Origin of the sequence: Streptomyces abikoensis, assembly GCF_014648775.1 — a bacterium.
Classification (GTDB): domain Bacteria; phylum Actinomycetota; class Actinomycetes; order Streptomycetales; family Streptomycetaceae; genus Streptomyces; species Streptomyces abikoensis.
Genome location: NZ_BMRT01000007.1, coordinates 1 through 23,436, shown reverse-complemented (window position 1 = coordinate 23,436; position 23,436 = coordinate 1). Strand labels below are relative to the sequence as shown.

General features: G+C 73.9%; 19 protein-coding genes. 13 read left to right on the top strand and 6 right to left on the bottom strand.

All coding sequences use genetic code 11. The features are described 5' to 3' along the window. Positions 1–20 precede the first annotated feature (20 nt). Together manB and IE096_RS21795 are read left to right on the top strand one after the other, a co-directional pair. Positions 21–1,103: a mannose-1-phosphate guanylyltransferase gene (gene manB / locus IE096_RS21800; protein ID WP_189454314.1), complete on the top strand. Its 1,083-nt coding sequence runs from the start codon at positions 21–23 to the stop codon at positions 1,101–1,103. Positions 1,104–1,142: 39 nt separating this feature from the next. Further along, positions 1,143–2,051, top strand: coding sequence for a DNA-3-methyladenine glycosylase family protein (locus IE096_RS21795; protein ID WP_189454312.1), 909 nt, complete (start codon positions 1,143–1,145; stop codon positions 2,049–2,051). Positions 2,052–2,204: 153 nt separating this feature from the next. Here IE096_RS21795 and IE096_RS21790 read toward each other — a convergent pair whose 3' ends face one another. From IE096_RS21790 to IE096_RS21780, 3 genes are read right to left on the bottom strand one after another with little or no spacing between them, the layout of a single operon-like run. Continuing rightward, entirely contained in the window at positions 2,205–3,524 is a 1,320-nt protein-coding gene (locus IE096_RS21790; RefSeq protein ID WP_189454310.1) for a coenzyme F420-0:L-glutamate ligase, read from the bottom strand. Then, positions 3,521–4,492: a 2-phospho-L-lactate transferase gene (gene cofD / locus IE096_RS21785; protein WP_189454308.1), complete on the bottom strand. Its 972-nt coding sequence runs from the start codon at positions 4,490–4,492 to the stop codon at positions 3,521–3,523. The genes IE096_RS21790 and cofD overlap by 4 nt, the downstream gene beginning before the upstream one ends. A gap of 58 nt (positions 4,493–4,550) precedes the next feature. After that, positions 4,551–5,057 (bottom strand): cysteine dioxygenase, encoded by a 507-nt coding sequence (locus IE096_RS21780; protein ID WP_189454306.1) that lies wholly within the window; start codon positions 5,055–5,057, stop codon positions 4,551–4,553. Positions 5,058–5,795: 738 nt separating this feature from the next. On the opposite strand from IE096_RS21780, the gene IE096_RS21775 reads away from it, so the two are divergent. The 3 genes from IE096_RS21775 (at position 5,796) to IE096_RS21765 (ending at position 11,599) form a co-directional block, all read left to right on the top strand. Next, the gene (locus IE096_RS21775; protein ID WP_004952403.1) at positions 5,796–6,059 is read left to right on the top strand and encodes a WhiB family transcriptional regulator; all 264 of its coding nucleotides are present in this window, start codon (positions 5,796–5,798) and stop codon (positions 6,057–6,059) included. A 282-nt stretch (positions 6,060–6,341) separates the two neighbouring features. Then, entirely contained in the window at positions 6,342–10,013 is a 3,672-nt protein-coding gene (locus IE096_RS21770; protein ID WP_189454304.1) for a glycosyltransferase family 2 protein, read from the top strand. After that, positions 10,010–11,599, top strand: coding sequence for a DUF5719 family protein (locus IE096_RS21765; protein WP_189454302.1), 1,590 nt, complete (start codon positions 10,010–10,012; stop codon positions 11,597–11,599). Before IE096_RS21770 ends, IE096_RS21765 begins: the two co-directional genes overlap by 4 nt. A 14-nt stretch (positions 11,600–11,613) precedes the next feature. On the opposite strand, the gene IE096_RS21760 is transcribed toward IE096_RS21765, so the two are convergent. Then, positions 11,614–12,108 (bottom strand): metallopeptidase family protein, encoded by a 495-nt coding sequence (locus IE096_RS21760; protein ID WP_189454300.1) that lies wholly within the window; start codon positions 12,106–12,108, stop codon positions 11,614–11,616. A gap of 273 nt (positions 12,109–12,381) precedes the next feature. On the opposite strand from IE096_RS21760, the gene IE096_RS21755 reads away from it, so the two are divergent. From IE096_RS21755 to IE096_RS21730, 6 genes are all read left to right on the top strand, one after another. Further along, entirely contained in the window at positions 12,382–12,822 is a 441-nt protein-coding gene (locus tag IE096_RS21755) for a DUF3499 domain-containing protein (protein WP_189454298.1), read from the top strand. Positions 12,823–12,918: 96 nt separating this feature from the next. Then, positions 12,919–14,277 carry a phosphomannomutase/phosphoglucomutase gene (locus IE096_RS21750; RefSeq protein WP_189454296.1) on the top strand — a complete coding sequence of 453 codons (1,359 nt, stop codon included), beginning with the start codon at positions 12,919–12,921 and terminating at the stop codon, positions 14,275–14,277. A gap of 125 nt (positions 14,278–14,402) precedes the next feature. Beyond that, entirely contained in the window at positions 14,403–14,588 is a 186-nt protein-coding gene (locus IE096_RS21745; RefSeq protein WP_126914423.1) for a Trm112 family protein, read from the top strand. A 104-nt stretch (positions 14,589–14,692) separates the two neighbouring features. Then, entirely contained in the window at positions 14,693–15,865 is a 1,173-nt protein-coding gene (locus IE096_RS21740) for an SIS domain-containing protein (protein ID WP_189454295.1), read from the top strand. Between the two features lie 102 nt (positions 15,866–15,967). Then, positions 15,968–17,179: a mannose-6-phosphate isomerase, class I gene (gene manA / locus IE096_RS21735; RefSeq protein WP_189454293.1), complete on the top strand. Its 1,212-nt coding sequence runs from the start codon at positions 15,968–15,970 to the stop codon at positions 17,177–17,179. 104 nt (positions 17,180–17,283) lie between these two features. Further along, positions 17,284–18,228, top strand: coding sequence for a cation diffusion facilitator family transporter (locus IE096_RS21730; protein ID WP_189454291.1), 945 nt, complete (start codon positions 17,284–17,286; stop codon positions 18,226–18,228). Positions 18,229–18,482: 254 nt separating this feature from the next. Here IE096_RS21730 and IE096_RS21725 read toward each other — a convergent pair whose 3' ends face one another. Continuing rightward, positions 18,483–20,579: a fructose-specific PTS transporter subunit EIIC gene (locus IE096_RS21725; protein ID WP_373298187.1), complete on the bottom strand. Its 2,097-nt coding sequence runs from the start codon at positions 20,577–20,579 to the stop codon at positions 18,483–18,485. A gap of 373 nt (positions 20,580–20,952) precedes the next feature. Here IE096_RS21725 and ahcY point away from each other — a divergent pair, with 373 nt between their 5' ends. After that, a complete protein-coding gene (ahcY, locus tag IE096_RS21720; protein WP_189454286.1) occupies positions 20,953–22,407 on the top strand; it encodes an adenosylhomocysteinase in 1,455 nt (484 codons plus the stop codon). A gap of 90 nt (positions 22,408–22,497) precedes the next feature. Next, positions 22,498–23,118 (top strand): hypothetical protein, encoded by a 621-nt coding sequence (locus IE096_RS21715; RefSeq protein ID WP_189454284.1) that lies wholly within the window; start codon positions 22,498–22,500, stop codon positions 23,116–23,118. A 103-nt stretch (positions 23,119–23,221) separates the two neighbouring features. On the opposite strand, the gene IE096_RS31560 is transcribed toward IE096_RS21715, so the two are convergent. Further along, the coding region (locus tag IE096_RS31560; RefSeq protein WP_229820486.1) for a hypothetical protein at positions 23,222–23,436 on the bottom strand (215 nt) is incomplete at its 5' end.

The window sequence follows — 23,436 nt, the reverse complement described above, 5'->3', positions numbered from 1 at the left end:
AGGAAAGCAGAGACGACAAGGTGACAGAAGCGATCCTCCTGGTCGGTGGCAAGGGCACCCGGCTGCGCCCGCTGACGGTGCACACGCCCAAGCCCATGGTCCCCGCGGCGGGCGTCCCGTTCCTCACCCACCAGCTGGCCCGGGCGCGGGCGGCGGGAGTCGAGCACATCGTGCTCGCCACCTCCTACCTGGCCGAGGTCTTCGAGCCGTACTTCGGCGACGGCTCCGCGCTGGGTCTCCACCTGGAGTACGTCACCGAGGTCGAGCCCCTGGGCACGGGCGGCGCCATCCGCAACGTCGCCCACCGGCTGCACTCGGCGCCGGACGAGCCGGTGCTGATCTTCAACGGGGACATCCTCACCGGCCTCGACATCGAGGCCCTGGTGGACACCCACCGCACGACCGGCGCGGACGTCTCCCTCCACCTCACGCGCGTCGCGGACCCCCGGGCCTTCGGCCTGGTCCCCACGGACGAGACCGGCCGCGTCCAGGCGTTCCTGGAGAAGCCGCAGACGCCCGAGGAGATCGTCACCGACCAGATCAACGCGGGCGCGTACGTCTTCAACCGCTCGGTCATCGACGAGATCCCCACGGGCCGCCCGGTCTCCGTGGAGCGCGAGACCTTCCCCGGGCTGCTGGCCGCCGGCGCCCACCTCCAGGGCATGGTCGACTCCACGTACTGGCTCGACCTCGGCACTCCGCAGGCCTTCGTGCGCGGCTCGGCCGACCTGGTCATGGGCCGCGCCCCGTCCCCGGCGGTCCCCGGCCGCTGCGGCGACCGCCTCGTCCTCGACGGCGCCGAGGTGGCCCCGGACGCCAAGCTCACCGGCGGCACGGTCATCGGCGCGGACGCGCGCGTGGCGCCCGGCGCGCGGGTGGACGGCAGTGCCGTCCTGGACGGCGCGGTGATCGAGGCGGGCGCCGTCGTCCGCGACTCCCTCGTCGGCGCCGGAGCGCGCATCGGGGCGCGTACGGTCCTGGACGGCGCCGTCATCGGCGACCGCGCCGAGATCGGCCCCGACAACGAGCTGCGCGCCGGGGCCCGGATCTGGTGCGGGGCGCGGATCCCCCAGGGGGCGATCCGCTTCTCGTCGGACCAGTAGCCGGACCGGTAGGCCGGCTCCGCGACGTACCCTGGCCGAATGGCCACCCGCACGTGGGCCCCGCCCACTGGCGGCCCGTACGACCTGCAGCGCACCCTGGGCGTCCTCGCGCGCGGCCCGGGCGACCCGGCCTATCGCGTGGACGCGGCCGGGGCGGTCTGGCGGGCGAGCCGCACCCCGGAAGGGCCCGGCACGCTCCGGCTGACCCATGACGGCCCGGTCCGCGCCGAGGCGTGGGGCCCGGGAGCCGACTGGCTCCTGGACCGCCTCCCCACCCTCCTCGGCGCGACGGACGACCCGGCGGGGTTCACGCCCCGCCACCGGCTGGTCCACGAAGCCCACCGCCGGCACCCCGGCCTCCGGCTCGCCCGCACCGGGCTGATCCTGGAGTCGCTGATCCCCTCGATCCTCGAGCAGAAGGTGACCAGCGACGAGGCGTACCGGGCGTGGCGGCTGCTGCTGACCCGCCACGGCGAACCGGCGCCCGGCCCGGCCCCCGCCGGCATGCGCGTGATGCCCGACCCGGCGGGCTGGGCCCGCGTCCCGTCCTGGGAGTGGCACCGGGCCCACGTGGACGCCAAGCGCTCGGCGACGATCGTCCGCGCGGCACGGGTGGCGGCCCGCCTGGAGGAGGCGGCTGCCATGGACGACGCCCGCGCGGCGGCCCGCCTCCAGGCCGTCCCCGGCATCGGCCCCTGGACGGCGGCGGAGACGCTCCAGCGCGCCAACGGCTCGCCGGACGCGGTCACGACGGGCGACCTTCACCTGCCGGGGGTCGTGGGCTACGCGCTCACCGGGTTCCGGGGGGCGGACGACGCGGCGATGCTCGACCTGCTGGCCCCCTACGCGGGCCACCGCCACCGGGCGTGCCGCCTCATCCTGCTGAGCGGCGTCACCCCGGAACGGCGGGGCCCGCGCTTTACCGTGCCGGACTTTTCCCGCATCTGACGGTGGTTGTGGGCAGGCGTTCCGCAGGGCGGAACGGGTGGGCACAACCGGAACGGCGGCCCGCACCCCCGGTGGGCACCCCCGGTTCGGGTGCGGCCCGGTGGGCGGGTTTGCGCCCACCCGTCCCGCCCAGCGGGACGATTGCCCGCAAACCTAGCGGACCGTCACGAACGGGTCCGCGTCGCGTGCGGGGCGCGCGGGCGGGGACGCGGCGGGGCGCCCGATCGCGACCGCGCCCATCGGGTCCCAGCCCTCCGGGAGGGCGAGAACATCCCGCACCACCTCGCGGCAGAACATCGTCGACGACACCCACGCCGACCCCAGCCGCTCACTCGCCAGCGTGACCAGGAAGTTCTGCACGGCCGCCCCGGCCGCGACCACGAACATCTCCCGCTCGGCGGCCGAGCGCCGGGCGTCCGGGTAGTCGTGGGCGCCGTCCGTCACCAGGCACGGCACCGCCAGGTACGGCGCCTTCCGCAGCAGGTCGCCCCGCCGTACGCGGCGGGCGATCCGGTCCTCGGAGAGGCCGTCGGCGCGCAGGTCCGCGATCCACGCGTCCCGCATGGCGTCCAGCAGCCGCGTCCGCGACTCCTCGGACTCCAGCAGCACGAACCGCCAGGGCGTCGTGTGGTGCGGCGCCGGCGCGGTGACGGCGGCGGCGACGGCCCGCCGGACCGCGCCCGGGTCCACGGGATCGTCGGTGAACTCCCGGACGGTCCGCCGCAGCGACACCGCCTCCTTCACGGCCTCCGAGGTCCCCAGCCGGAACATGTCGTCGACGGCGGGCCGTACCAGCCACTGAGCATCCTGCTCACCGTCCTCGGTGACCACATGCGGCAGCCCCCGCACCACGGCCACCGGCAGGCCCCCGGCCTTGCCCTTGACCAGGTCGCCGGCGGCGGCGAGCTCGTCGACCGTCGCCACCACCGTCGCGACCAGCGGGTTGCCGTACGCGTCCACGCCGCCGCGCAGGTCGTCGGCGACCCGCACGCCCGCCGCGCCGATCGCGAAGTCCGTGACGCCCTTGCGCCAGGGCCGCCCGGCTGTGTCGGTGACGACGACGCCGACGTCCACGCCGAGCGCCTCGCGCAGGCCCTCGCGGATCCGCCGGGCCGAGGCGTCCGGGTCCTCGGGCAGCAGCAGAATCGTCCCGGCGCGGGTGTTGGACGCGTCCACGCCGGCGGCGGCCATCACGAGCCCCAGCCGGTTCTCCACCACGCGCAGCGTGCCGCGCCGGGCCACGAGCCGCACGGTCTCGGCGTCGATCGCGGCCTCGCGGTCCTCGGCGGCGAGGATCCGGCCCTCGGCCTTGCTGACGATCTTCGAGGTGACGACGAGGACGTCGCCGTCGGCGAGCCCGGGCAGCCCCTCGCCCAGGGCGGCGCCCGCGATGAGCTTCGCCAGATCGTCCCCGGGGCGGACCTCGGGGATGCCGGGCAGGGCCCAGACGCGGTACTCGGGGGCCGCGCTCACGCCCGTACCTCCTCGGCCAGGGCCAGTGCCGCGCGGGCCATGGCGGCGGTCGCCTCGACGTCGGTCATCATCAGCGGCACGGCCCGGCAGCGGATCCCGGCCTCCTCGACCTCGGCCACGGCGGCCGCGTCGACGGAGTCGACCAGCCAGCCGTCGAGCAGCCCGGAGCCGTAGTGGCGGGCCACGGCGGCGGCGGTGGACTCGACGCCGACGGCGGCGAGCACCTTGTCGGCCATGCCGCGCACGGGCGCGCCGCCGACGATGGGGGAGAGGCCGATCACCGGCGCGGCGGCGTCGGCGACGGCCTCCCGGACGCCGGGGACGCCCAGGATCGTGCCGACGCTCACCACGGGGTTGGACGGCGGGAAGAGGACGACGTCCGCCGCCGCGATCGCCTCCAGCACCCCGGGCGCCGGCTTGGCCTGCTCCGCCCCCACCGGGATGATCGCGTGGGCGTCCACCGAGGCCCGCATCCGCACCCAGTACTCCTGGAAGTGGACGGCCTTGCGGGCGCCGTCGCCGCTCTCGGAGTCGTCGATCAGGACGTGGGTCTCGATCCGGTCGTCACTCATCGGCAGCAGGCGGACGCCCGGCTTCCACCGGGCGCACAGCGCCTCGGTGACGGCGCTCAGCGGGTATCCGGCGGCGAGCATCTGGGTGCGGACGATGTGCGTGGCGAAGTCGCGGTCGCCCAGGCCGAACCACTCCGGTCCCACTCCGTAGGCGGCGAGCTCCTCCTTCACGGCGAAGGACTCGCCGGCCCGGCCCCAGCCCTGCTCCTCGTGGATGCCGCCGCCGAGCGTGTACATCACGGTGTCGAGGTCGGGACAGACCTTGAGCCCGAACAGGTGGATGTCATCGCCGGTGTTGCCGATGACGGTGATGTCCGCGTCGGGGACTGCTGACATGAGGCCACGAAGGAAGCGGGCGCCCCCGATCCCGCCGGCCAGAACCACAATGCGCTGCATGGCCGCAGTCTTTCAGGAGCGCGCCGCCATATTGAAGGGCGGGCCCGGGCACCCCCTCCTAGCTCGTCACGACGGCGGACGGCCGTACGGCGGAGGCGCACAGCGGCGGCCGGTGCATCGGCATCTCGGTGAGGCCCGGGTAGTAGACGTGGAGGCTCACGGCGGGTTCGAGGGAGTCGTTGACGACCTCGTGGGCGTACCCGGGCGCGAAGACGCGCTGGGCGCCCGCTCGCAGCGCGTGGCGGGTGCCGTGCGCCGAGAGCTCCGCCAGTTCGCCCTGGAGGACGGTGAGCACTCCGGACGACGGGCCGTGGTCGTGGAGCCCGCTGCCCTGGCCGGGCACCCAGCTCAGCAGCCAGACCTCGTAGCCGGGGCCGGTGCGCAGCCGGTGGTACCAGCGGGTGGCGGCGTCGTAGCGCACCAGCGGGGCCCAGGAGGCGGTGTCGGCGGCGATGGCGCGGGCCAGGCCGGCGAATTCGGCGACGGTCGTGGGGTGGGCGGCGGGCGGCGGCATCAGGTGGGGGAGGGCGAGCGGGTCGCCGGCGATCTGGACGTCGCTGTTCATGGGGGTGTGGTTCCTCGGCGCGGGTGCCGGTACGGCGGCGCGGAGCGCGCGTACGCACGGCAGGAGCGATCAGAGACAGGAAGCGGGAAAGGGTGATCCCAAGCGGTGCTGAGGACAGCAGTGGGGATCGGATGGAGCGGAGATCAGCTGGAGCTGGAGGAGCCGGAGACCGGCTTCGGTCGCGTCAACAGCTGGAACAGCGACAGCGCGCCTGCACAGCACAGCGGGACCCGTAGGCACGGGTCAGGCTGAGGTTCCCCGGGGCGGAGGCCAGGGGGAGGGAGGTCGCTGGCATGTCACCAAGGAGACCGGCTCCGGAGCTCCCCTGTCAACCGGGTGTCCGTTTTGGGGGGATCTTTCACCCGTGCGGTTACTGATTGGAGTGAAGGGTTTGCGTGCCGGTGTGTATGGACACCGGTCGGGCGACCGGGGTCGTCAATATCGGGTGCAACGGGTTCACCGCAGGTCGCGTCCTTCTCTTAGAGGCGGGAAGGCCCCTGTCCCGGACCGGGTCGGAAGTGGCTTTTGTGGCGAGTGGTGGATGTGTCCACCCTTGAGGCGGTTTGGCAACTTTCCGCGCGCCCTTGGTTCCGCAGAGTGAATAAGGGGCTCAATAGCAGATCCCGGCTTGACTGCCCCGGATCGGCGCACTTGTAATTTCACTCGTGTCGTTCTGCCGCACCTGACCACCTGACACGCGGCAGCACACGGGGACGCATTGACAGACGAGGGGCGCACATGACCGAGCTGTTCCAGCAACTGCTGGTCGAGGAGGCGGACGAGGAGCTCGGCTGGCAGGAGCGCGCGTTGTGCGCTCAGACCGACCCCGAGTCCTTCTTTCCCGAAAAGGGCGGATCCACACGCGAGGCGAAGAAGGTCTGTCTTGCCTGTGAAGTCCGTTCCGAGTGCCTTGAATACGCGCTGGCCAATGACGAACGCTTTGGCATCTGGGGCGGTTTGTCCGAGCGCGAGCGCCGCCGCCTCAAGAAGGCCGCGGTCTGACAGACCGGCGTCATGACCTGACGGGATGTCTCGTTCAAGGCCGGCCGTGCCACGGCCGGGCGAGGGGACCGCGGAGCCGTCCGCTCCACCCACTCCCGCACCATGCTCCATACCGCACGGTCCGCCTCTCGCGCCCCGCACGCGAGAGGCGGACCGTCGCGTTCACAGCCACTAGGGTGGGGGCCCGTCCGAGACGTACCGACGCCCTGGTGGGCCCGCGCCCACGAGAGCCGCGCTCACACGTCCATCGCAGTCTCCACTGAACCGGGGCCCGCACCTGCCATGTTCGACCCCACCATCCCCGCGTTGCTCGACCCGGCCCTCCCGCCCGCGTTTCCCCACCACGTCGTCACCGCCGTCCTCGTCGCCCACGACGGCGCCCGCTGGCTGCCCGACGCCCTCGCCGGGCTGCTCGGCCAGGAACGGCCCGTCCAGCACGTCGTCGCCGCCGACACCGGCAGCGCCGACGACTCCCGACGGCTCCTCGCGGACGCCCTCGGCGCCGACCACGTCCTCCACCTGGCCCGGCGCGCCGGCTTCGGCACCGCCGTCGAGGAGGCCGTCCGCACGGCCCCGGTCCTGACCGCCGACGACCTCCCCTACCTCCGACGCTCCAGCGGCTGGGACCCCGCCGGCCGCACCTGGACCGAGGACGCCCCCGGCGCCGACCGCGCCGAGCGCCGGCCCGTCCAGTGGCTGTGGCTGCTCCACGACGACTGCGCGCCCGAGCCCGCCGCCCTCCACGAACTGCTGCGCGTCGCCGAGGCCGAACCGGACGCGGCCGTCATCGGCCCCAAACTCCGCAGCTGGTACGACCGCCGCCAGCTCCTCGAGACCGGCGTCTCCATCGCCCGCAGCGGCCGCCGCTGGACCGGCCTCGAACGCCGCGAACAGGACCAGGGACAGCACGACCAGATCCGGTCCGTGCTCTCCGTCTCCACCGCCGGCATGCTCGTCCGCCGCGACGTCTGGCAGGAACTCGGCGGCTTCGACCCCCGCCTGCCCCTCATGCGCGACGACGTCGACCTGTGCTGGCGCGCCCACGCCGCCGGCCACCGCGTCCTCGTCGCCCCCGACGCCGTCCTGCGCCACGCCGAGGCCGCCTCCCGCGAACGCCGCCCCGTCGACTGCGCCGGCCGCAAACCGGCCAACCCCCACCGCGTCGACAAGGCCGGCGCCGTCTACACCCTCCTCGCCAACACCCGTGGCGCGCTCCTGCCGTACGTCATGCTCCGGCTCGTCATCGGCACCCTGCTGCGCGTCCTCGGCTACATCGTCGGCAAGGCGCCCGGACAGGCCCTCGACGAACTCGCCGGATTCGCCGGCGTCCTCCTGCGCCCCGGGCGCGTCCGCGCGGCGCGCAAACGACGCGGCGAGCCCCGCGTCGCCCCCGCGGAACTCCGGCCGCTCTTCCCGCCCCCCGGCGCGACCGTCCGCGCCACCCTCGAACAGCTCGCGAGCGACATCGGCGCCCGCACCGAGGACGCGGCCCCCTCCGCCGGACGCCACGGCGGCGCCGTCGAGTCCGGCCCCGGCGGCGACGACGCCGACTACCTGGAGATCGAGCAGTTCGCCCGGCTCAGACGCCTCGCCCGCAAGCCCGCGCCCGTCCTCTTCACCCTCCTGCTCCTCGTCTCCGCCCTCGCCTGCCGCGACCTCTTCGGCGGCGGCTCCCTCTCCGGCGGCGCCCTCCTGCCCGTCCCCGCGCACCTGAGCGACCTGTGGTCCGCCTACACCGACGGCTGGCACCCGGTCGGCGTGGGCAGCACCGAGAACGCGCCCCCCTACCTCGCCGTCCTCGCGACCCTGGCGACGCTCCTCCTCGGCTCCACCGGCACCACCCTCACCCTCCTGCTCGTCTGCTCGGTCCCGCTGGCCGGGCTCACCGCCTACTTCGCCGCCCGCCCCCTCATCGCCTCCCGCCCGCTGCGCGCCTGGGCGGCCGTCGCCTACGCCTTCCTGCCCGCCACCACCGGCGCCCTCGCCACCGGCCGGCTGGGCACCGCCGTACTCGCGGTCCTGCTGCCGCTCCTGGCCCGCGCGGCCGTCGCCGCCACCGGGCTCCGCGCGCCGGGCACGGCCCCCGCGTGGCGCGCCTGCTGGGCGTACGCCCTCCTGCTCACCGTCACCACCGCCTTCACGCCCGTGGTGTGGCCGGTGGCGGTAGTCCTGGGCATCGTGGCGCTCGCGGTGAACTGCGTCCGGGGCGGTGCCGCCCGGGCCGCCGTCCACGGCCCCCGGTTCCTCGCCGCGGCCGCCACCCCCCTGCTCGCGCTCGCCCCCTGGTCGCTGGGGCTCCTCACTCACCCCGGCCGCTTCCTCGCCGAGGCCGGGCTGGCCTACGGCCACGGCACGGCCGGCCCGCTGCGCCTGCTCACCGCCGACCCCGGCGGGCCCGGCACCCCGGGCGCCCTGCTGTTCGCCGGGGTCGTCCTGGCGGCGCTCGCCGCCCTCCTCCGCGCCGACCGCCGCCCGGCGATCCTGACCGCCTGGACCGTCGCGCTCGCCGGAATGCTCTGCGCCGCCCTGGTCAACCGCTCCGTCTGGGCCGGGCCGGGCACCCTCCTCTACGGGCTCGCCCTGATCGCGGCGGCCGCCGTGGGCGCCGAGGGCGCCAAGGAGCGCGTGGCGGCGCACGGCTTCGGCTGGCGCCAGCCGGTCGCCGCCCTCGTCGCGCTGGCCGCCGGGGCCGCCCCCGCCGCGGCCGCCGCCGTCTGGGCCGTGCACGGTGCCGCCGGGCCGCTGGAGCGGCGCGACCCGGTGCAGGTGCCCGCGTTCGTGGCCGAGGAGGCGGGCACCCGGGACCAGGCCCGCACCCTCGTCCTCGGCGGGGACACAGGCCGGGTGACGTACACGCTGGTCCGCGGCGCGGGCGCCCGGCTGGGCGACGCCGAGCCCCTGGCGGCCGCCGGCCGGCAGCGCGAGCTGGACGCCATGGTGGCCGCGCTCGTCGCCGGCTCCGGCGCCGACCAGGCGGGCCGCCTCGGCGACTACGCCGTCGGCTACGTCCTCGTCCGCGACAGCGCCCCCCGCGACATGGCCCGCGTCCTCGACGCGACCCCCGGGCTCACCCGCCTCGGCAAGGAGGACCACAGCTCCCTCTGGCGCGTCGACAACCAGGTCGCCCGCGTCACCATCGTCACCGGACCGCGACAGCCCGACGGCACCCGCGCCACCGCCCCCGTGCCCGTCGCCGCCGGTCCCGTGACGGCCAGCGCCACCGTCCCGGCCGGGTCGGGCGACCGGGTCCTGCGGCTGGCCGACAAGGCCGCGCCGGGCTGGCGGGCCACGCTCGACGGACGGTCGCTCAAGGCCGTCACCGTCGACGGCTGGGCCCAGGGCTTCACCCTGCCGGCCCGGGGCGGGAAGCTGACCGTCACCTACGAGACCCCCGTCGCGCGGACCGCCTGGCTCTGGGCCCAGGGGCTCCTCGCTGCCGTCCTGGTCGTGCTCGCCCTGCCGGGCCGCCGCCGCGAGGTCGACGACGACCTGCCCGAGGACGCCGCCGCGGCGCCCGCGCCCGTACCGGCACAGGCCGGCCCGGGGGAGGGGCGCCGCGCCCGCAGGCTGCGCGCGGCGACGGCCACGACGGACGGGGCCACCCCGCCCGAGGCCCCCGAGCCCGCCCCGGCGCCCGAGCCCGTTTCATACGATCCCTACAACCCGTACGAGCAGCAGCCGGCCGTGGCCGACGCCGACCCGTACGCCGCCGATCCGTACGCCGCCGTCCCGCACCAGCAGCAGTACGCCGAGTGGGACCAGGCCCAGGACCAGGGCGCCTACGGACAGCAGCAGCCGTACCAGGAGAGCGGCCACGCCCCCGGCTACGGAACGGGCTACGCGGACCCCTACGCGGGTGGCGCGCACGACCCGTACGGTTACGGGCACCGGCCCTACGACACGACGTACGGCGGGGGCGAGGGGCCCCACCGCGACGGGAGCCAGCAGCAGTGAACCGCACCACCCTGTCCCTGTTCGCCACGACGGCCGTGCTCGCCGTCGTCACGGGTGTCGCCGCGCTCAACCCGCCGTCGGGCGACCACGCGGGCGCGCCGCCGCGCGCGGGCCGGATGCCCGTCCAGCGCTCGACGCTGCTCTGCCCGGCGCCCACCTCGTCGGACGTGGCGAGCACGACGTACACCGCTTTCACGCCACCCGGGAAGGGCGGCGCGGCGGCCGGGTCCACGGCGGACCTGCTGCCCGTGGCCGGCCCGGCACGCACGGACGGCAAGAAGGACGCGTCCAAGACGGACGCGTCCAAGACGGACGCGTCCAAGACGGACGCTTCGAAGGACTCCGCGAAGGACGACAAGAAGAAGGACGGGAAAAAGGCCGAAACCGATCCGGGTAAACCCGTCTTGTCGCTGAAGGAGCCCGGCAAGCCCGTCACGGCCACCACGGAACGCTCCGACGCCCCCGCCCTCGTCGGCTCCGCCGCCGGGCCCCTGGCCCCCGGCTGGACCGCCCAGCAGACGACCACCGTCGCGGCGGGCGGCGGGCGCGGGCTGCACGGCCTGACCTGCGCGCCGCCCGACACGTCCTTCTGGTTCCCGGGCGCCAGTACCGCCAAGGGGCGTCAGGACTACGTCCATGTGTCCAACCCCGACAACTCGGCGGCCGTCGTCGACCTGGAGCTGTACGGGCCCGACGGCCGGATCAAGGCCCCCTCCGGCGAGGGCGTCACCGTCCCGCCCCGCTCCACCGTCCCCGTGCTGCTGTCGTCGCTCACGGACGCGCCCACCGAGAACCTCACCCTCCACGTGGCCGCCCGGTCCGGCCGGGTGGGCGCGGCGGTGCAGGCGTCCGACGACAAGACCGGCGGCGACTGGCTGGCCCCGTCCGCCGACGCGGCGGCGGGCGCCGTGCTGCCGGGCATCCCGGCCGACGCCACCTCCGTCCGCCTCGTCGCCTTCGCGCCGGGCGCGGACGACGCCGACGTCTCGGTGCGGCTCGCGGGCCCGAGCGGCTCCATCAGCCCGGCCGGGCACGAGTCGCTGCACGTCAAGAGCGGCATGACCACGGTCGTCGACCTGGGGGACCTCACCAGGGGCGAGGCGGGCTCCCTGCTGCTGACCGGCGCGCGCGGCAGCGGCGCGGTCGTCGCCGCGCTCCGCGTGACGCGTGGCAAGGACGACAAGCAGGAGACCGCCTTCATCCCCGCCACCCCGGCGATCGAGGGCCGCGGCACCGTCGCCGACAACCGCCCCAAGGCGAGCACGCTGTCCCTCGTGGCCCCCGGGAAGGAGGCCCAGGTGAAGGTGACCGCGTCGGCGGGCGGCGAGGGCGGCACCCCCGTCAGCAAGACCTACACGGTCAAGGCCGGGACCACCCTCACCGTCGAACCGCCCCAGCCCGCCGACGGCAAGGGCGTGTTCGCCGTGACCGTGGAGAAGGTCTCGGGCGGCCCCGTCCACGCCTCACGGATGCTGGCGCTGCCCAAGGACGGCGTCCCGATGTTCACGATCCAGCCGATTCCGGACGACCGGTCCAGCGTGGCCGTCCCCAAGGCCGAGCAGGACCTGTCGATGCTGAACGGCTGATCCGCCGGCCCGCGCTAGTCCTGCCCGTAGCGCGGGTCGACCGACTCGGGCGCGAGCCCGAGCAGCTCCGCCACCTGTTCCACCACGACCTCGTGGACGAGCAGCGCCCGCTCGTCACGCGATTTGGCGCGGATCTCCACCGGACGGCGGTAGACGACGATCCGGTCCGGGTCCTCGCCCCGCGCGGCGACGTACCGCCCGAGCGGCACGGTCTCGCCGTCCAGCAGCGCCTCCAGCGGATCGTCGCCGGGTCCGCTGCCGGGCTCGGCCGGCACCTCGCGGACCTGGAACTCGACGGCCGCCAGCTGCGGCCAGCGCCGCTCCAGCCGCTCCGCCGAGTCCTGGACCAGGTCGACGAACGCGTCGGCCCTGGTGACCGACAGCGGCACCTGCGGGGGCGCGATGGGGCCGCGCATGCCGCGTCCGTGGCGGTCGCGGCGGCGTGGCCTGGGCCCGGCGGGACCGGGGGCGTCCCCGGCGGCGGCCGGGTGAGGTACGGGGCTTTCCATCACACCCGAGGGTATCCGCCGACCGGCCGTACGCGCGGGGTAGCCGCCCATCTCCCGGCATGTCGCCCGATGAGCGTTCCGGCCATGTCTGCGATCAATTGCAGCCACCCGCCGGATCGGCGTTCCCATGCCGAATGACACTATGTGTACCCGCTGGTGACAGTTTTCTTTGTCACCGGACGCCTGTTCCCCCGGTCCCGACGGGGTCGACCAGGCCGTTCGACAACGCTGTCCACGGTGCGAACCGGGACGACACGGAGGAGTGAGCCGGGGGTGAGTCGTCGCGGCCCGCTCAAGAGTGCGGTACCGTCCAACCTCGTGAGCCCTGTACGTCGCTGTTCGCGCACCGCGTGCGGCCGCCCGGCCGTCGCGACGCTGACGTACGTCTACGCCGATTCGACCGCCGTCCTCGGCCCGCTCGCCACCTACGCCGAGCCCCACTGCTACGACCTGTGCGCCGAGCACTCCGAGCGGCTGACCGCGCCGCGCGGCTGGGACGTCGTCCGTCTCGCCGTCGACAGCGGCCCGGCCCGCCCCAGCGGTGACGACCTCGAAGCACTCGCCAACGCCGTGCGCGAGGCCGCGCGCCCCCAGGAGCGCACGGCGGGTCCGGGCGCCGCACCGAGCGCGGTCGCGCCGACGGGCCGGGGCGCCGATCCGATGGAGGTCGCCCGCCGAGGCCACCTCAGGGTCCTGCGCTCGCCGGACTCCTGACGGCCCGTACGGGCCCCCGGCCCCCGCGCTGGTCCGGCCGGACGGTGACGGCAGGTAGGTTTGTGGTCCCGTACCGGAGTCCAGGAGGGGTTGGCTGTGGCTGATCTGTCGCAGATCGTGAAGGCGTACGACGTGCGCGGCGTGGTCCCCGACCAGTGGGACGAGTCCATGGCCGAACTCTTCGGCGCCGCCTTCGCCCAGGTGACCGGCGCGAGCGCCATCGTCGTCGGCCACGACATGCGGCCCTCCTCCCCGGGCCTGTCCCGGGCCTTCGCCCGCGGCGCCGCCGCGCTCGGCGTGGACGTCACCGAGATCGGCCTCTGCTCGACCGACGAGCTCTACTTCGCCAGCGGGCAACTGGACCTGCCCGGCGCGATGTTCACCGCCAGCCACAACCCCGCCCAGTACAACGGCATCAAGCTGTGCCGCGCGGGCGCCGCCCCCGTCGGGCAGGACACCGGCCTCGCCGAGATCCGCGCCCTCGTCGAGGGCTGGCTGGAGACCGGCGCCCCCGAGCCCGCCGCCACCGCCGGCACGATCACCTCGCGCGACGTCCTCGCCGACTACGCGGCGCACCTGCGCTCGCTGGTCGACCTCACGGACATCCGCCCGCTGAAGGTCGCCGTCGACGCGGGCAACGGCATGGGCGGCCACACCGTCCCGACCGTCCTCGCCGGGCTGCCCGTCGACCTCGTCCCGATGTACTTCGAGCTGGACGGCACCTTCCCCAACCACGAGGCCAACCCGCTCGACCCCAAGAACCTCGTCGACCTCCAGGCGAAGGTCCGCGAGACGGGCGCCGACATCGGCCTCGCCTTCGACGGCGACGCCGACCGCTGCTTCGTCGTCGACGAGCGCGGCGAGCCCGTCTCCCCCTCCGCGATCACCGCCCTGGTCGCCGCCCGCGAGCTGGCCAAGCACCCCGGCGGCACGATCATCCACAACCTGATCACCTCCTGGTCCGTGCCCGAGGTCGTCGCCGAGAACGGCGGCAAGGCCGTCCGCACCCGCGTGGGCCACTCCTTCATCAAGCAGGAGATGGCCCGCTCCGGCGCGATCTTCGGCGGCGAGCACTCCGCGCACTACTACTTCCGCGACTTCTGGAACGCCGACACCGGCATGCTGGCCGCGCTCCACGTCCTGGCGGCCCTCGGCGGCCAGGACGGCCCGCTGTCCGGCCTCGTCCGGCAGTACGACCGCTACGCCGCCTCCGGCGAGATCAACAGCACCGTCGCCGACCAGGCCGGCCGCGCCGCCGCCGTCCGGGCCGCCTACGAGGGCGCCGACGGCGTCACACTGGACGAGCTCGACGGCCTCACCGTCGCCACCGCCGACTGGTGGTTCAACCTCCGCGCCTCCAACACCGAGCCCCTCCTCCGCCTGAACGTGGAAGCCCGGGACCCGGAGACGGTGACCCGGATCCGGGACGAGGTCCTGGCGATCGTCCGGGCGTAGCGCTCCGTGCCCGAAGGGGGCCCGGGGCGAAGCCCCGGTTTCGGGAAGGGGCGGGTCAGGGGAAAAACCACCGCCCACGCGACTACGCTGACACCACAGCGCAACAACCCCCGAAGGGAAAACCCATGCCGCTCGAAGCCGGTCTCCTGGAGATCCTCGCCTGCCCGGAGTGCCACGCCTCCCTCCGCGAGGAGACCCCCTCCGAGGACACCCACGAGCTGGTGTGCGAGGGCCAGGGCTGCGGCCTGGCCTACCCCGTCCGCGACGGCATCCCCGTCCTCCTCGTGGACGAGGCCCGCCGCCCCGCGTGACGGCCGCGCAGGCGCCCGACGGGCGCAGGCGTCCGAACGCGGGCGGCGACCCCACAACCCCGTACCCCACGGCGAAACCCACGGCACACGGAGGCTGAACAACGGTGTTCGACGAGTCCCTCCTCGATGACCCCGACGGCCTCTCCCGAGCCGACCTCCACGGCCTGCTCCGGGGCGCCGCGGAATCCGGCGCCCGGGTCCGTACGGCCATGCGCGACGCCGCCGAGGCCGGTGTCGACGCGCTCCGGCCGGACGGCCGCCCGCGCGCCGTCCTGGTCGCCGGCCCGGGGCCCGCGGGCGGCTCCACCGCCGACCTGCTCGCCGCGCTCGCCGGGGACAGCTGCCCCGTCACGCTGATCCGCCCGGCGGGCGTCGCCCCCGCCCCGGGCGCCCTGCGCTGGACCCTTCCCGGCTGGACGGGCCCGCTCGACCTGCTGATCGTCGCCAGCCCGGACGGCACGGAACCGGGCCTCGCGCTCCTGCTGGAGCAGGCCTACCGGCGCGGCTGCACCGTCGTGACCGTCTCCCCGACCGGCTCCCCGCTCGCCGACGCCACCGCCCAGGTGCGCGGCCTCGCGATCCCGCTGACCGCCACGCCCTACGAGGCGACGATGGCCGGCGACACCCCCCGGGACAGCGACTCCCTGGCCGTCCTGCCCACCGGCCCCGGCACGCTCTGGTCGCTGCTCACCCCGCTCCTCGTGCTGGCCGACCGCATCGGCCTGGCCGAGGCGCCCCACGCGGCCCTGGAGGCGCTCGCCGACCGGCTCGACCACATCGCCGAGCGCTGCGGCCCCGCCATCGCCACGTACGGCAACCCCGCCAAGACGCTGGCGGCCGAGCTGGCCGACACCCTGCCGCTGATCTGGACCGAGGGCGAGCTCGCCGCCGCGGCCGGCCGCCGCTTCGCGACCGTCCTCGCCGCGCTCGCCGGGCGCCCCGCGCTCGCCGCCGAGCTGCCCGAGGCGCTCACCGCGCACGGCACGCTGCTCGCCGGGGACTTCGCCGCGGGCGCCGACCCCGAGGACTTCTTCCGCGACCGGGTCGACGAGCCCGAGGCGCTGCACGCCCGGGTGGTCCTCCTCCGCGAGCGCGGACCGGACGTCACCTCGCCGGCCGGGGCGGCGCGCGAGCTCGCCCTGCACCGCGACACGCCCGTCAGCGAGCTGGAGGCCACCGAGGACAGCGGCCCGCTGGAGACCGCGGCCGACCTCCTCTCCATCACGGACTTCGCCGCCGTCTACCTCGCGCTCGCGGCCAAACCGGCGACGCCGTAGAACCGGTAGAACCGCAAGGCAGAACCCGTAGAACCGCAAGTCAGCAAGTCCGCACGAGAGTCCGCAAGCCCGGTCCCGTCCGACAAGTCAGGAACCGTCCCCATGGACCGCCTTCTCAACACCGTGCGCCCCTACGCCTGGGGCTCCACCACCGCGATCCCCGACCTCCTGGGCATCGAGCCCACCGGAGAGCCCCAGGCCGAACTGTGGATGGGCGCCCACCCCGGCGCCCCCTCCCGCGTCGACCGCGGCACCGGCCCCGTCGCCCTGAACGAGGTGATCGCCGCCGACCCCCGCCGCGAGCTCGGCGACGACACCGTGGCCCGCTTCGGCCCCGGCCTGCCCTTCCTGTTCAAGATCCTCGCCGCCGCCGACCCGCTCTCCCTCCAGGTCCACCCCGACCTCGACCAGGCCAAGGCCGGCCACGCCGACGAGGAGGCGCGCGGCGTCCCCGCGGACGCCCCGCACCGCAACTACAAGGACGCCAACCACAAGCCCGAGCTCATCTGCGCCCTCACCCCCTTCGAGGGGCTCTGCGGATTCCGCGCCCCCGAGGCCACCGCCGAGCTGCTCGCGGCCCTGGACGTCGACGGCCTCAAGCCGTACGTGGATCTGCTGCGCGCCCACCCGGAGAGCGCGGCCCTGCGCGAGGTCCTCACCGCCGTGCTCAGCGCCGAGCGCACCGCCGTCGCAGGGACCGTGACCGAGGCGGCGGCAGCCGCCGGGCGCCTCGCCGCGGAGGACGGCCCCCACCGCGCGGCGTACGCCGCCTACGCCACCCTCGCCCGGCACTACCCGGGCGACCCCGGGGTCCTCGCCGCGATGCTCCTCAACCACGTCCTCCTCCAGCCCGGCGAGGCCCTCTACCTCGGCGCCGGCGTCCCGCACGCCTACCTCTCCGGCCTGGGCGTCGAGATCATGGCCAACTCCGACAACGTGCTCCGCTGCGGCCTCACCCCCAAGCACGTCGACGTCCCCGAGCTGCTGCGCGTGGTCCGCTTCGAGGCCATGCCGCCGGGCGTCCTGCGCCCCGAGGCCGACGTCGACGGCGTGGAGGAGTACGAGACGCCGGTGGAGGAGTTCCGCCTCTCCCGGTACGCGCTCGCCCCCGGCTCGGCGCCCCACCGCCTCGACGCCCGCACCCCCCAGATCCTGCTGTGCGCGACGGGCCGGGCCCTGCTGCGCGGCGAGGACGGGACGGAGCTGACCCTCGGGGGCGGCGAGTCCGCCTTCGTACGGGCGGGGGAGCGGGTCGAGCTCGGCGGCGAGGGCACCGTCTTCCGCGCCACGGTGGGTGCCACGAGCGTCGCCTGACGCCCGCTCGGCCGCGCGACTGCGACAATGACCGGCCGTAACCCGTAAAGGCCGTACCCACAAACGCAAAGCAGCCGCAGGGGCGGAAGGGAAAACCCGCGCATATGAGTGCATCCGGCGGTACCAAGGCCATCGTCGCCGCGCTGGGCGCCAACCTGGCCATCGCGGCGGCCAAGTTCGTGGCGTTCGCCTTCAGCGGCTCGTCGTCGATGCTCGCGGAGGGCGTCCACTCGGTCGCCGACTCCGGCAACCAGGCGCTGCTGCTCCTCGGCGGCAAGAAGGCCCAGAAACAGGCCAGCGAGGAGCACCCCTTCGGGTACGGCCGGGAGCGCTACATCTACGGCTTCCTCGTCTCGGTCGTGCTCTTCAGCATCGGCGGCGTCTTCGCGCTCTACGAGGGCTACGAGAAGATCAAGGAGCCGCACCCGCTGGAGCACTGGTACTGGCCCGTCGGCGTGCTCGTCTTCGCCGTCGTCGCCGAGGCGTTCTCCTTCCGCACCGCCATCAAGGAGTCCAACGCCCTGCGCGGCGAGCAGTCCTGGAGCTCCTTCATCCGCACGGCCAAGGCACCCGAACTGCCCGTGGTCCTGCTGGAGGACTTCGGCGCGCTCGTCGGTCTCGTCCTCGCCCTCGGCGGCGTGGGCCTGACGATCGCCACCGGCGACAGCGTGTGGGACGGCATCGGAACGCTGTGCATCGGCACCCTGCTCGTCGTGATCGCTCTGGTGCTGGCGGCCGAGACGAAGTCGCTGCTGCTGGGCGAGGCCGCGGGCCCGGAGCAGGTGGCACGGATCCGCGCGGCGGCGGTCGACGGCGAGTCCGTCACCCGCGTCATCCACATGCGCACCCTCCACCTGGGCCCGGAGGAACTGCTGGTGGCCGCGAAGATCGCGGTACGGGGCGAGGACACGGCGGCCCAGATCGCCCGCGCGATCGACGCGGCGGAATCCCGCATCCGCGAGGCGGTCCCGATCGCCCGAGTGATCTACCTGGAACCGGACATCTACCAGCCCGCCCCACCCCACTACCCCAGCCCGCCGGGGGCCTGAGCCCCGGGGACCCACCCAGCCCACCGAGCCCGTCGGGCGTTTGGGGCCTGGGCACCCCACCCACCCAGCCCGTCGGGCGTGTGAGGCCCGGGCGCCCCCGCCCACCCACCCAGCCCGTCCGGCGTTTGAGGACCGGGGGTTCGGGGGCGGAGCCCCTGAAAGAAACGGGAAGGGGCGGGATCGGGGACCCTCAAAGCCCCCGGCGGCACCCACCCGCACCCGGCCCGGCCCGGCCCCGCCCTGGGCCCGGCCGCTTACCGAACCTCGGCCAACACCCCAAGCACCGCCCCCTCCCCCTCCGCCTCAAGCAACCGCTCCCGGAACCCCGGATCCAGCAGCTTCCGCGCCAGCAGCGCGAGAATCCGCAGGTGCTCGTCCTCGGCCAGCGCCTCCGGCACGGCGATCATGAAGATCAGCCGGGCCTTCGAGCCGTCCAGCGCCCCCCAGTCGATCCCCTCGGCGGACCGGGCGAAGCCGACGACGGGAGCCGTCACCGCGTCCGTCTTCGCGTGCGGAACGGCGATCTCCTCGCCCAGCCCGGTGGTGCCCAGCTCCTCCCGGGCGAGCACGGCCGTGACGAGCGCGTCGACGTCCCGCACCTGCCCAGCGCCGGCCAGCACCTCGGCCAGCTCCCGGATCGCCGCGTCCTTCCGGACGGCCGCGAGGTCGAGCCGCACGGTCCGCGCGGTGAGGTAGCCGGACAGCACCTCAGGCGCGGCGACACCGGCACCGACCGCGACCGGCGCCGCACCGACGCCCGCACCGGCCGCACCGATGCCCACACCGGCCGCACCGATGCCCACACCGGCCGCATCGGCCACACGCCGTGCCCGAACGGCAGGCTCCGCCAGAGCGCCGGCACCGTCACCCCGCCCCCACGCCATCAACGTCACCGTCGTAAGCGCCGTAACCACCATCCCCACCCCGATCGCGACGAAGAACATCGCCACCCCGCTCACCGCCCCCAGCACGGCCACGATGGGCCCGCCGTGCGGCACGCTGTCCCCCACCGACGCGAGCCCCGCGATGGCGCCCGCCACCGCGCCGCCCATCATGTTCGCGGGAATCACCCGCGCGGGCCGGGCCGCGGCGAAGGGAATCGCTCCCTCGGTGATGCCGAAGAAGCCCATGAAGAGGGCGGCCAGCCCCGTCTCCCGCTCCTGCTCGCTGAACATCCCGCGCCGCAACAGCGTCGCCAGCCCCTGCCCGAGCGGCGGCACGGGGATGGCGGCGGCGCACATGCCCATGATCTCCGGGTTCTTGGAGACGAGACCGGCGCCGAAGAGGAAGGCCGTCTTGTTGACCGGTCCGCCCATGTCGAAGGCGATCATGAGCCCCAGGAGCACGCCGAGCAGCGCCGCGCTCGTCCCCGTCAGACCGTCCAGCCAGCCGGTGAGGTGCTCGAAGACCCAGGCGATGGGCCTGCCGAGGACGTAGATGAAGAACAGGCCGAGGACCGACGTCGCCACCACCGGGATCACGATGATCGGCATGATCGGCCGGACGAACCTCGGGACCCGGATCCTCTTGATCCACAGAACCAGGTAGCCCGCCAGGAAGCCCGTCACGATCGCCCCGATGAAGCCCGCGCCGGACTTGGAGTCGTACAGCGCGCCCGTGTTGGCGATCCAGCCGCCGATCATGCCCGGCACCAGCGCGGGCCGGTCGCCGATGGCGTAGGCGATATAACCGGACAGAATCGGCACCATCAGCGTGAAACCGATGACACCGATGTCGTTGACGTGCTTCCAGAACGTGCCGTCCGGGATCACCAGCCCGCCGTCCGGCCGGGGATGCCCGCCCAGCGCCAGCGACACCGCGATCAGCAGCCCGCCGACCACGACGAACGGGATCATGTACGAGACGCCGTTCATCAGCGCCTTGTAAACGGTCCCGCGCCCGGCCCCCCACCCGGGCCCGAGGACGCCCAGCGCCCCCTGACTCCCCACGCCGCCCCCGCCGCCCGCGCCCCTTCCAGGGCCCCCGCCCCCCTCGTGGACCGGGGCCGCCATCACCCGCTCGATCAGCCGCTCCGGATGGTGGATGCCCTCGGCGACCCCGACGACCAGCAGCCGCTTGCCCACGAACCGGCTGGGGTCGACGTCCTTGTCGGCCGCGATGATGACCCCGTCCGCCCGCTTGACATCGTTGTCGGTCAGCACGTTCTCGTCGCCGATGGAGCCCTGCGTCTCCACCTTGATGTCGTGCCCCAGCGCTTCCGCCGCCTGCGTCAGCTTCTCCGCCGCCATGTACGTGTGCGCGATTCCGGTCGGACAGGCGGTCACGGCAAGCAGTTTGAGCCGCCGCCCGTGCCCTGTCGCGGGGGCGGACGGATCCGCTGATGGCGTCACGTGGATCTCCTCACGAACTCCCTCACAAACTCATCGTGCCCGCATCCTGCAACAACTGACGGCCCGACGGACAGGTCGTCCGGGGCGAGTCCGGAACCCGGCGCTCGGGGCTGGGGCTCGGCGGGGGCCCCGGTGTAGATTCGTGCCAAGAGCCAGACGTCGCTGCTGATGGCAGGTCGGGCGGCCCGCGCGACGGGCCGGCCGAGGGAGAGAGGGCCTCCGACGGACTGGGCTGCGGCCGGGGGAGCAGTGTGCGACCGATCGCGCCGTGGACCGCGCTGAGCCGCGTCCGCGCGACGACCGGACGACGCTGTGTCCGTCCGCATGCACAGCCGTACCCACTCCCGCTCGCCCCTGTAGGAGGAGCAGCCGTATGACTACCACCACCGGTCAGGACTTCAAGGTCGCGGACCTGTCGCTGGCGGCTTTCGGCCGTAAGGAGATCACCCTCGCCGAGCACGAGATGCCCGGCCTGATGGCGATCCGCAAGGAGTACGCGGAGGCGCAGCCGCTGGCGGGCGCCCGCATCACCGGCTCCCTGCACATGACCGTGCAGACCGCGGTCCTCATCGAGACCCTGGTGGCGCTGGGCGCACAGGTCCGCTGGGCGTCCTGCAACATCTTCTCCACCCAGGACCACGCGGCCGCCGCCATCGCCGTCGGCCCCGAGGGCACCCCGGAGAACCCCCAGGGCATCCCCGTCTTCGCCTGGAAGGGCGAGACGCTCGAGGAGTACTGGTGGTGCACGGAGCAGGCGCTGACCTGGCCGGGCACCCCCACCGGCGGCCCCAACATGATCCTGGACGACGGCGGTGACGCCACCCTCCTCGTCCACAAGGGCGTGGAGTTCGAGAAGGCGGGCGCGGCCCCCGACCCGGCCACGGCCGACAGCGAGGAGTACGCCCAGATCCTCACCCTCCTCAACCGCACCCTCGCGGAGAACCCGCGGAAGTGGACCCAGCTGGCGTCCGAGATCCGCGGCGTCACCGAGGAGACCACGACGGGCGTTCACCGCCTCTACGAGATGCAGCAGGCCGGCACGCTGCTCTTCCCCGCGATCAACGTGAACGACGCGGTGACCAAGTCGAAGTTCGACAACAAGTACGGCTGCCGCCACTCCCTCGTCGACGGCATCAACCGCGCCACCGACGTCCTCATCGGCGGCAAGGTCGCGGTCGTCTGCGGCTACGGCGACGTGGGCAAGGGCTGCGCCGAGTCCCTCCGCGGCCAGGGCGCCCGGGTCGTCATCACCGAGATCGACCCGATCTGCGCCCTCCAGGCCGCCATGGACGGCTTCCAGGTCACCACCCTGGACGAGGTCGTCGAGACCGCCGACATCTTCATCACCACGACGGGCAACAAGGACATCATCATGGCCTCGGACATGGCCAAGATGAAGCACCAGGCCATCGTCGGCAACATCGGCCACTTCGACAACGAGATCGACATGGCCGGCCTCGCCAAGGTCCCCGGCATCGTCAAGGACGAGGTCAAGCCCCAGGTCCACACCTGGACCTTCCCCGACGGCAAGGTCATCATCGTGCTGTCCGAGGGCCGCCTCCTCAACCTCGGCAACGCGACCGGCCACCCCTCCTTCGTGATGTCGAACTCCTTCGCGGACCAGACCCTGGCCCAGATCGAGCTCTTCACCAAGCCCGAGTCCTACCCGACCGACGTCTACGTCCTGCCCAAGCACCTGGACGAGAAGGTCGCCCGGCTCCACCTCGCCGCCCTCGGCGTCAAGCTCACGACGCTGCGCCCCGAGCAGGCGGCGTACATCGGAGTGAAGGTGGAGGGCCCGTACAAGCCCGACCACTACCGCTACTGATCCGACCGGCCGCCGCGACCCCGGCAGCTGGTAGAACAGGCCCCCGCCCCCTCGGCGGGGGCCTGTCCCATTCGCGTCAAGGACCTCACCATGCCCCGCGGCCGTTACTCCCTCCACGACCCCCACGACCATTCCCCCCTCGGTGAAGAACGTTTCCACTGCGCCCCCGGCCCCTCGGGCTGGCGCTACGTCTCCCAGCTCACCGCCCCGTCCGGCACCCCCACCGGCTCGGTCGACCTCGCCATCGACGACCTCGGCCGCCCCATCCGCCTCCAGCTCCAGAGCTCCGACTGGCAGGTGCGCGGCGCCGCCCTCGACGGAGTCACCTGGGTCCGCACCGACCCCACCGGCGAGCACGCGACGGAGGGCAATGTCCGCGCCCATGCCTTCAGCGGCGCGTCCCCTGCCTTCTACGTGGCCATCTCCCGCCTGCTCCGCCTTTCCCCCGGCGGAGAAAAAAAGCGCGTCCGCCTCGTGGCCTTCACACCCCCCGTGCTCGCCCCCCTCACGCTCGACCAGTCCTGGGCCCTGGTCGACAGGACAGCACACGCCACTGACAACGGCCCGCTCGAAGTGGACGAGTACCAGGTCAGCCACCTGGACACGGGGGAGCAGCACTCCGTCCACCTCGCCGGGGACGTGGTCCTCTCGGCACCCGGCATCGAGCTGGAGGAGCTGGACGGCCCGCCGTCGTCATGGGCAGGGCCCTGAGCCTGGTAGTGTTCTCTTCGCCCCACGAGGACCGTTGACACGGGAGGAGTGGGGAGGTAGATTCGAACGGTTGCGACGAACTGGACTGGATCCAGCGCAACGGCTAGTATCTACCGAGCTTCGGTGAGTGGATCGGAAAGATCGGATTCACACGAAGCGCCTCCGAATCCTTATCGGGAACCGAAAAGCCGATGTAAATCGGCCGGAAAGATTCTGATAAACTCGGGAAGCCCGCTCCAACAGGGCGCCGGAAAAGAAATCCGACCGGAAACGGAACGGAAAACGGATCTGGTAAGGTTGGAAACACCGAAGGGAAGC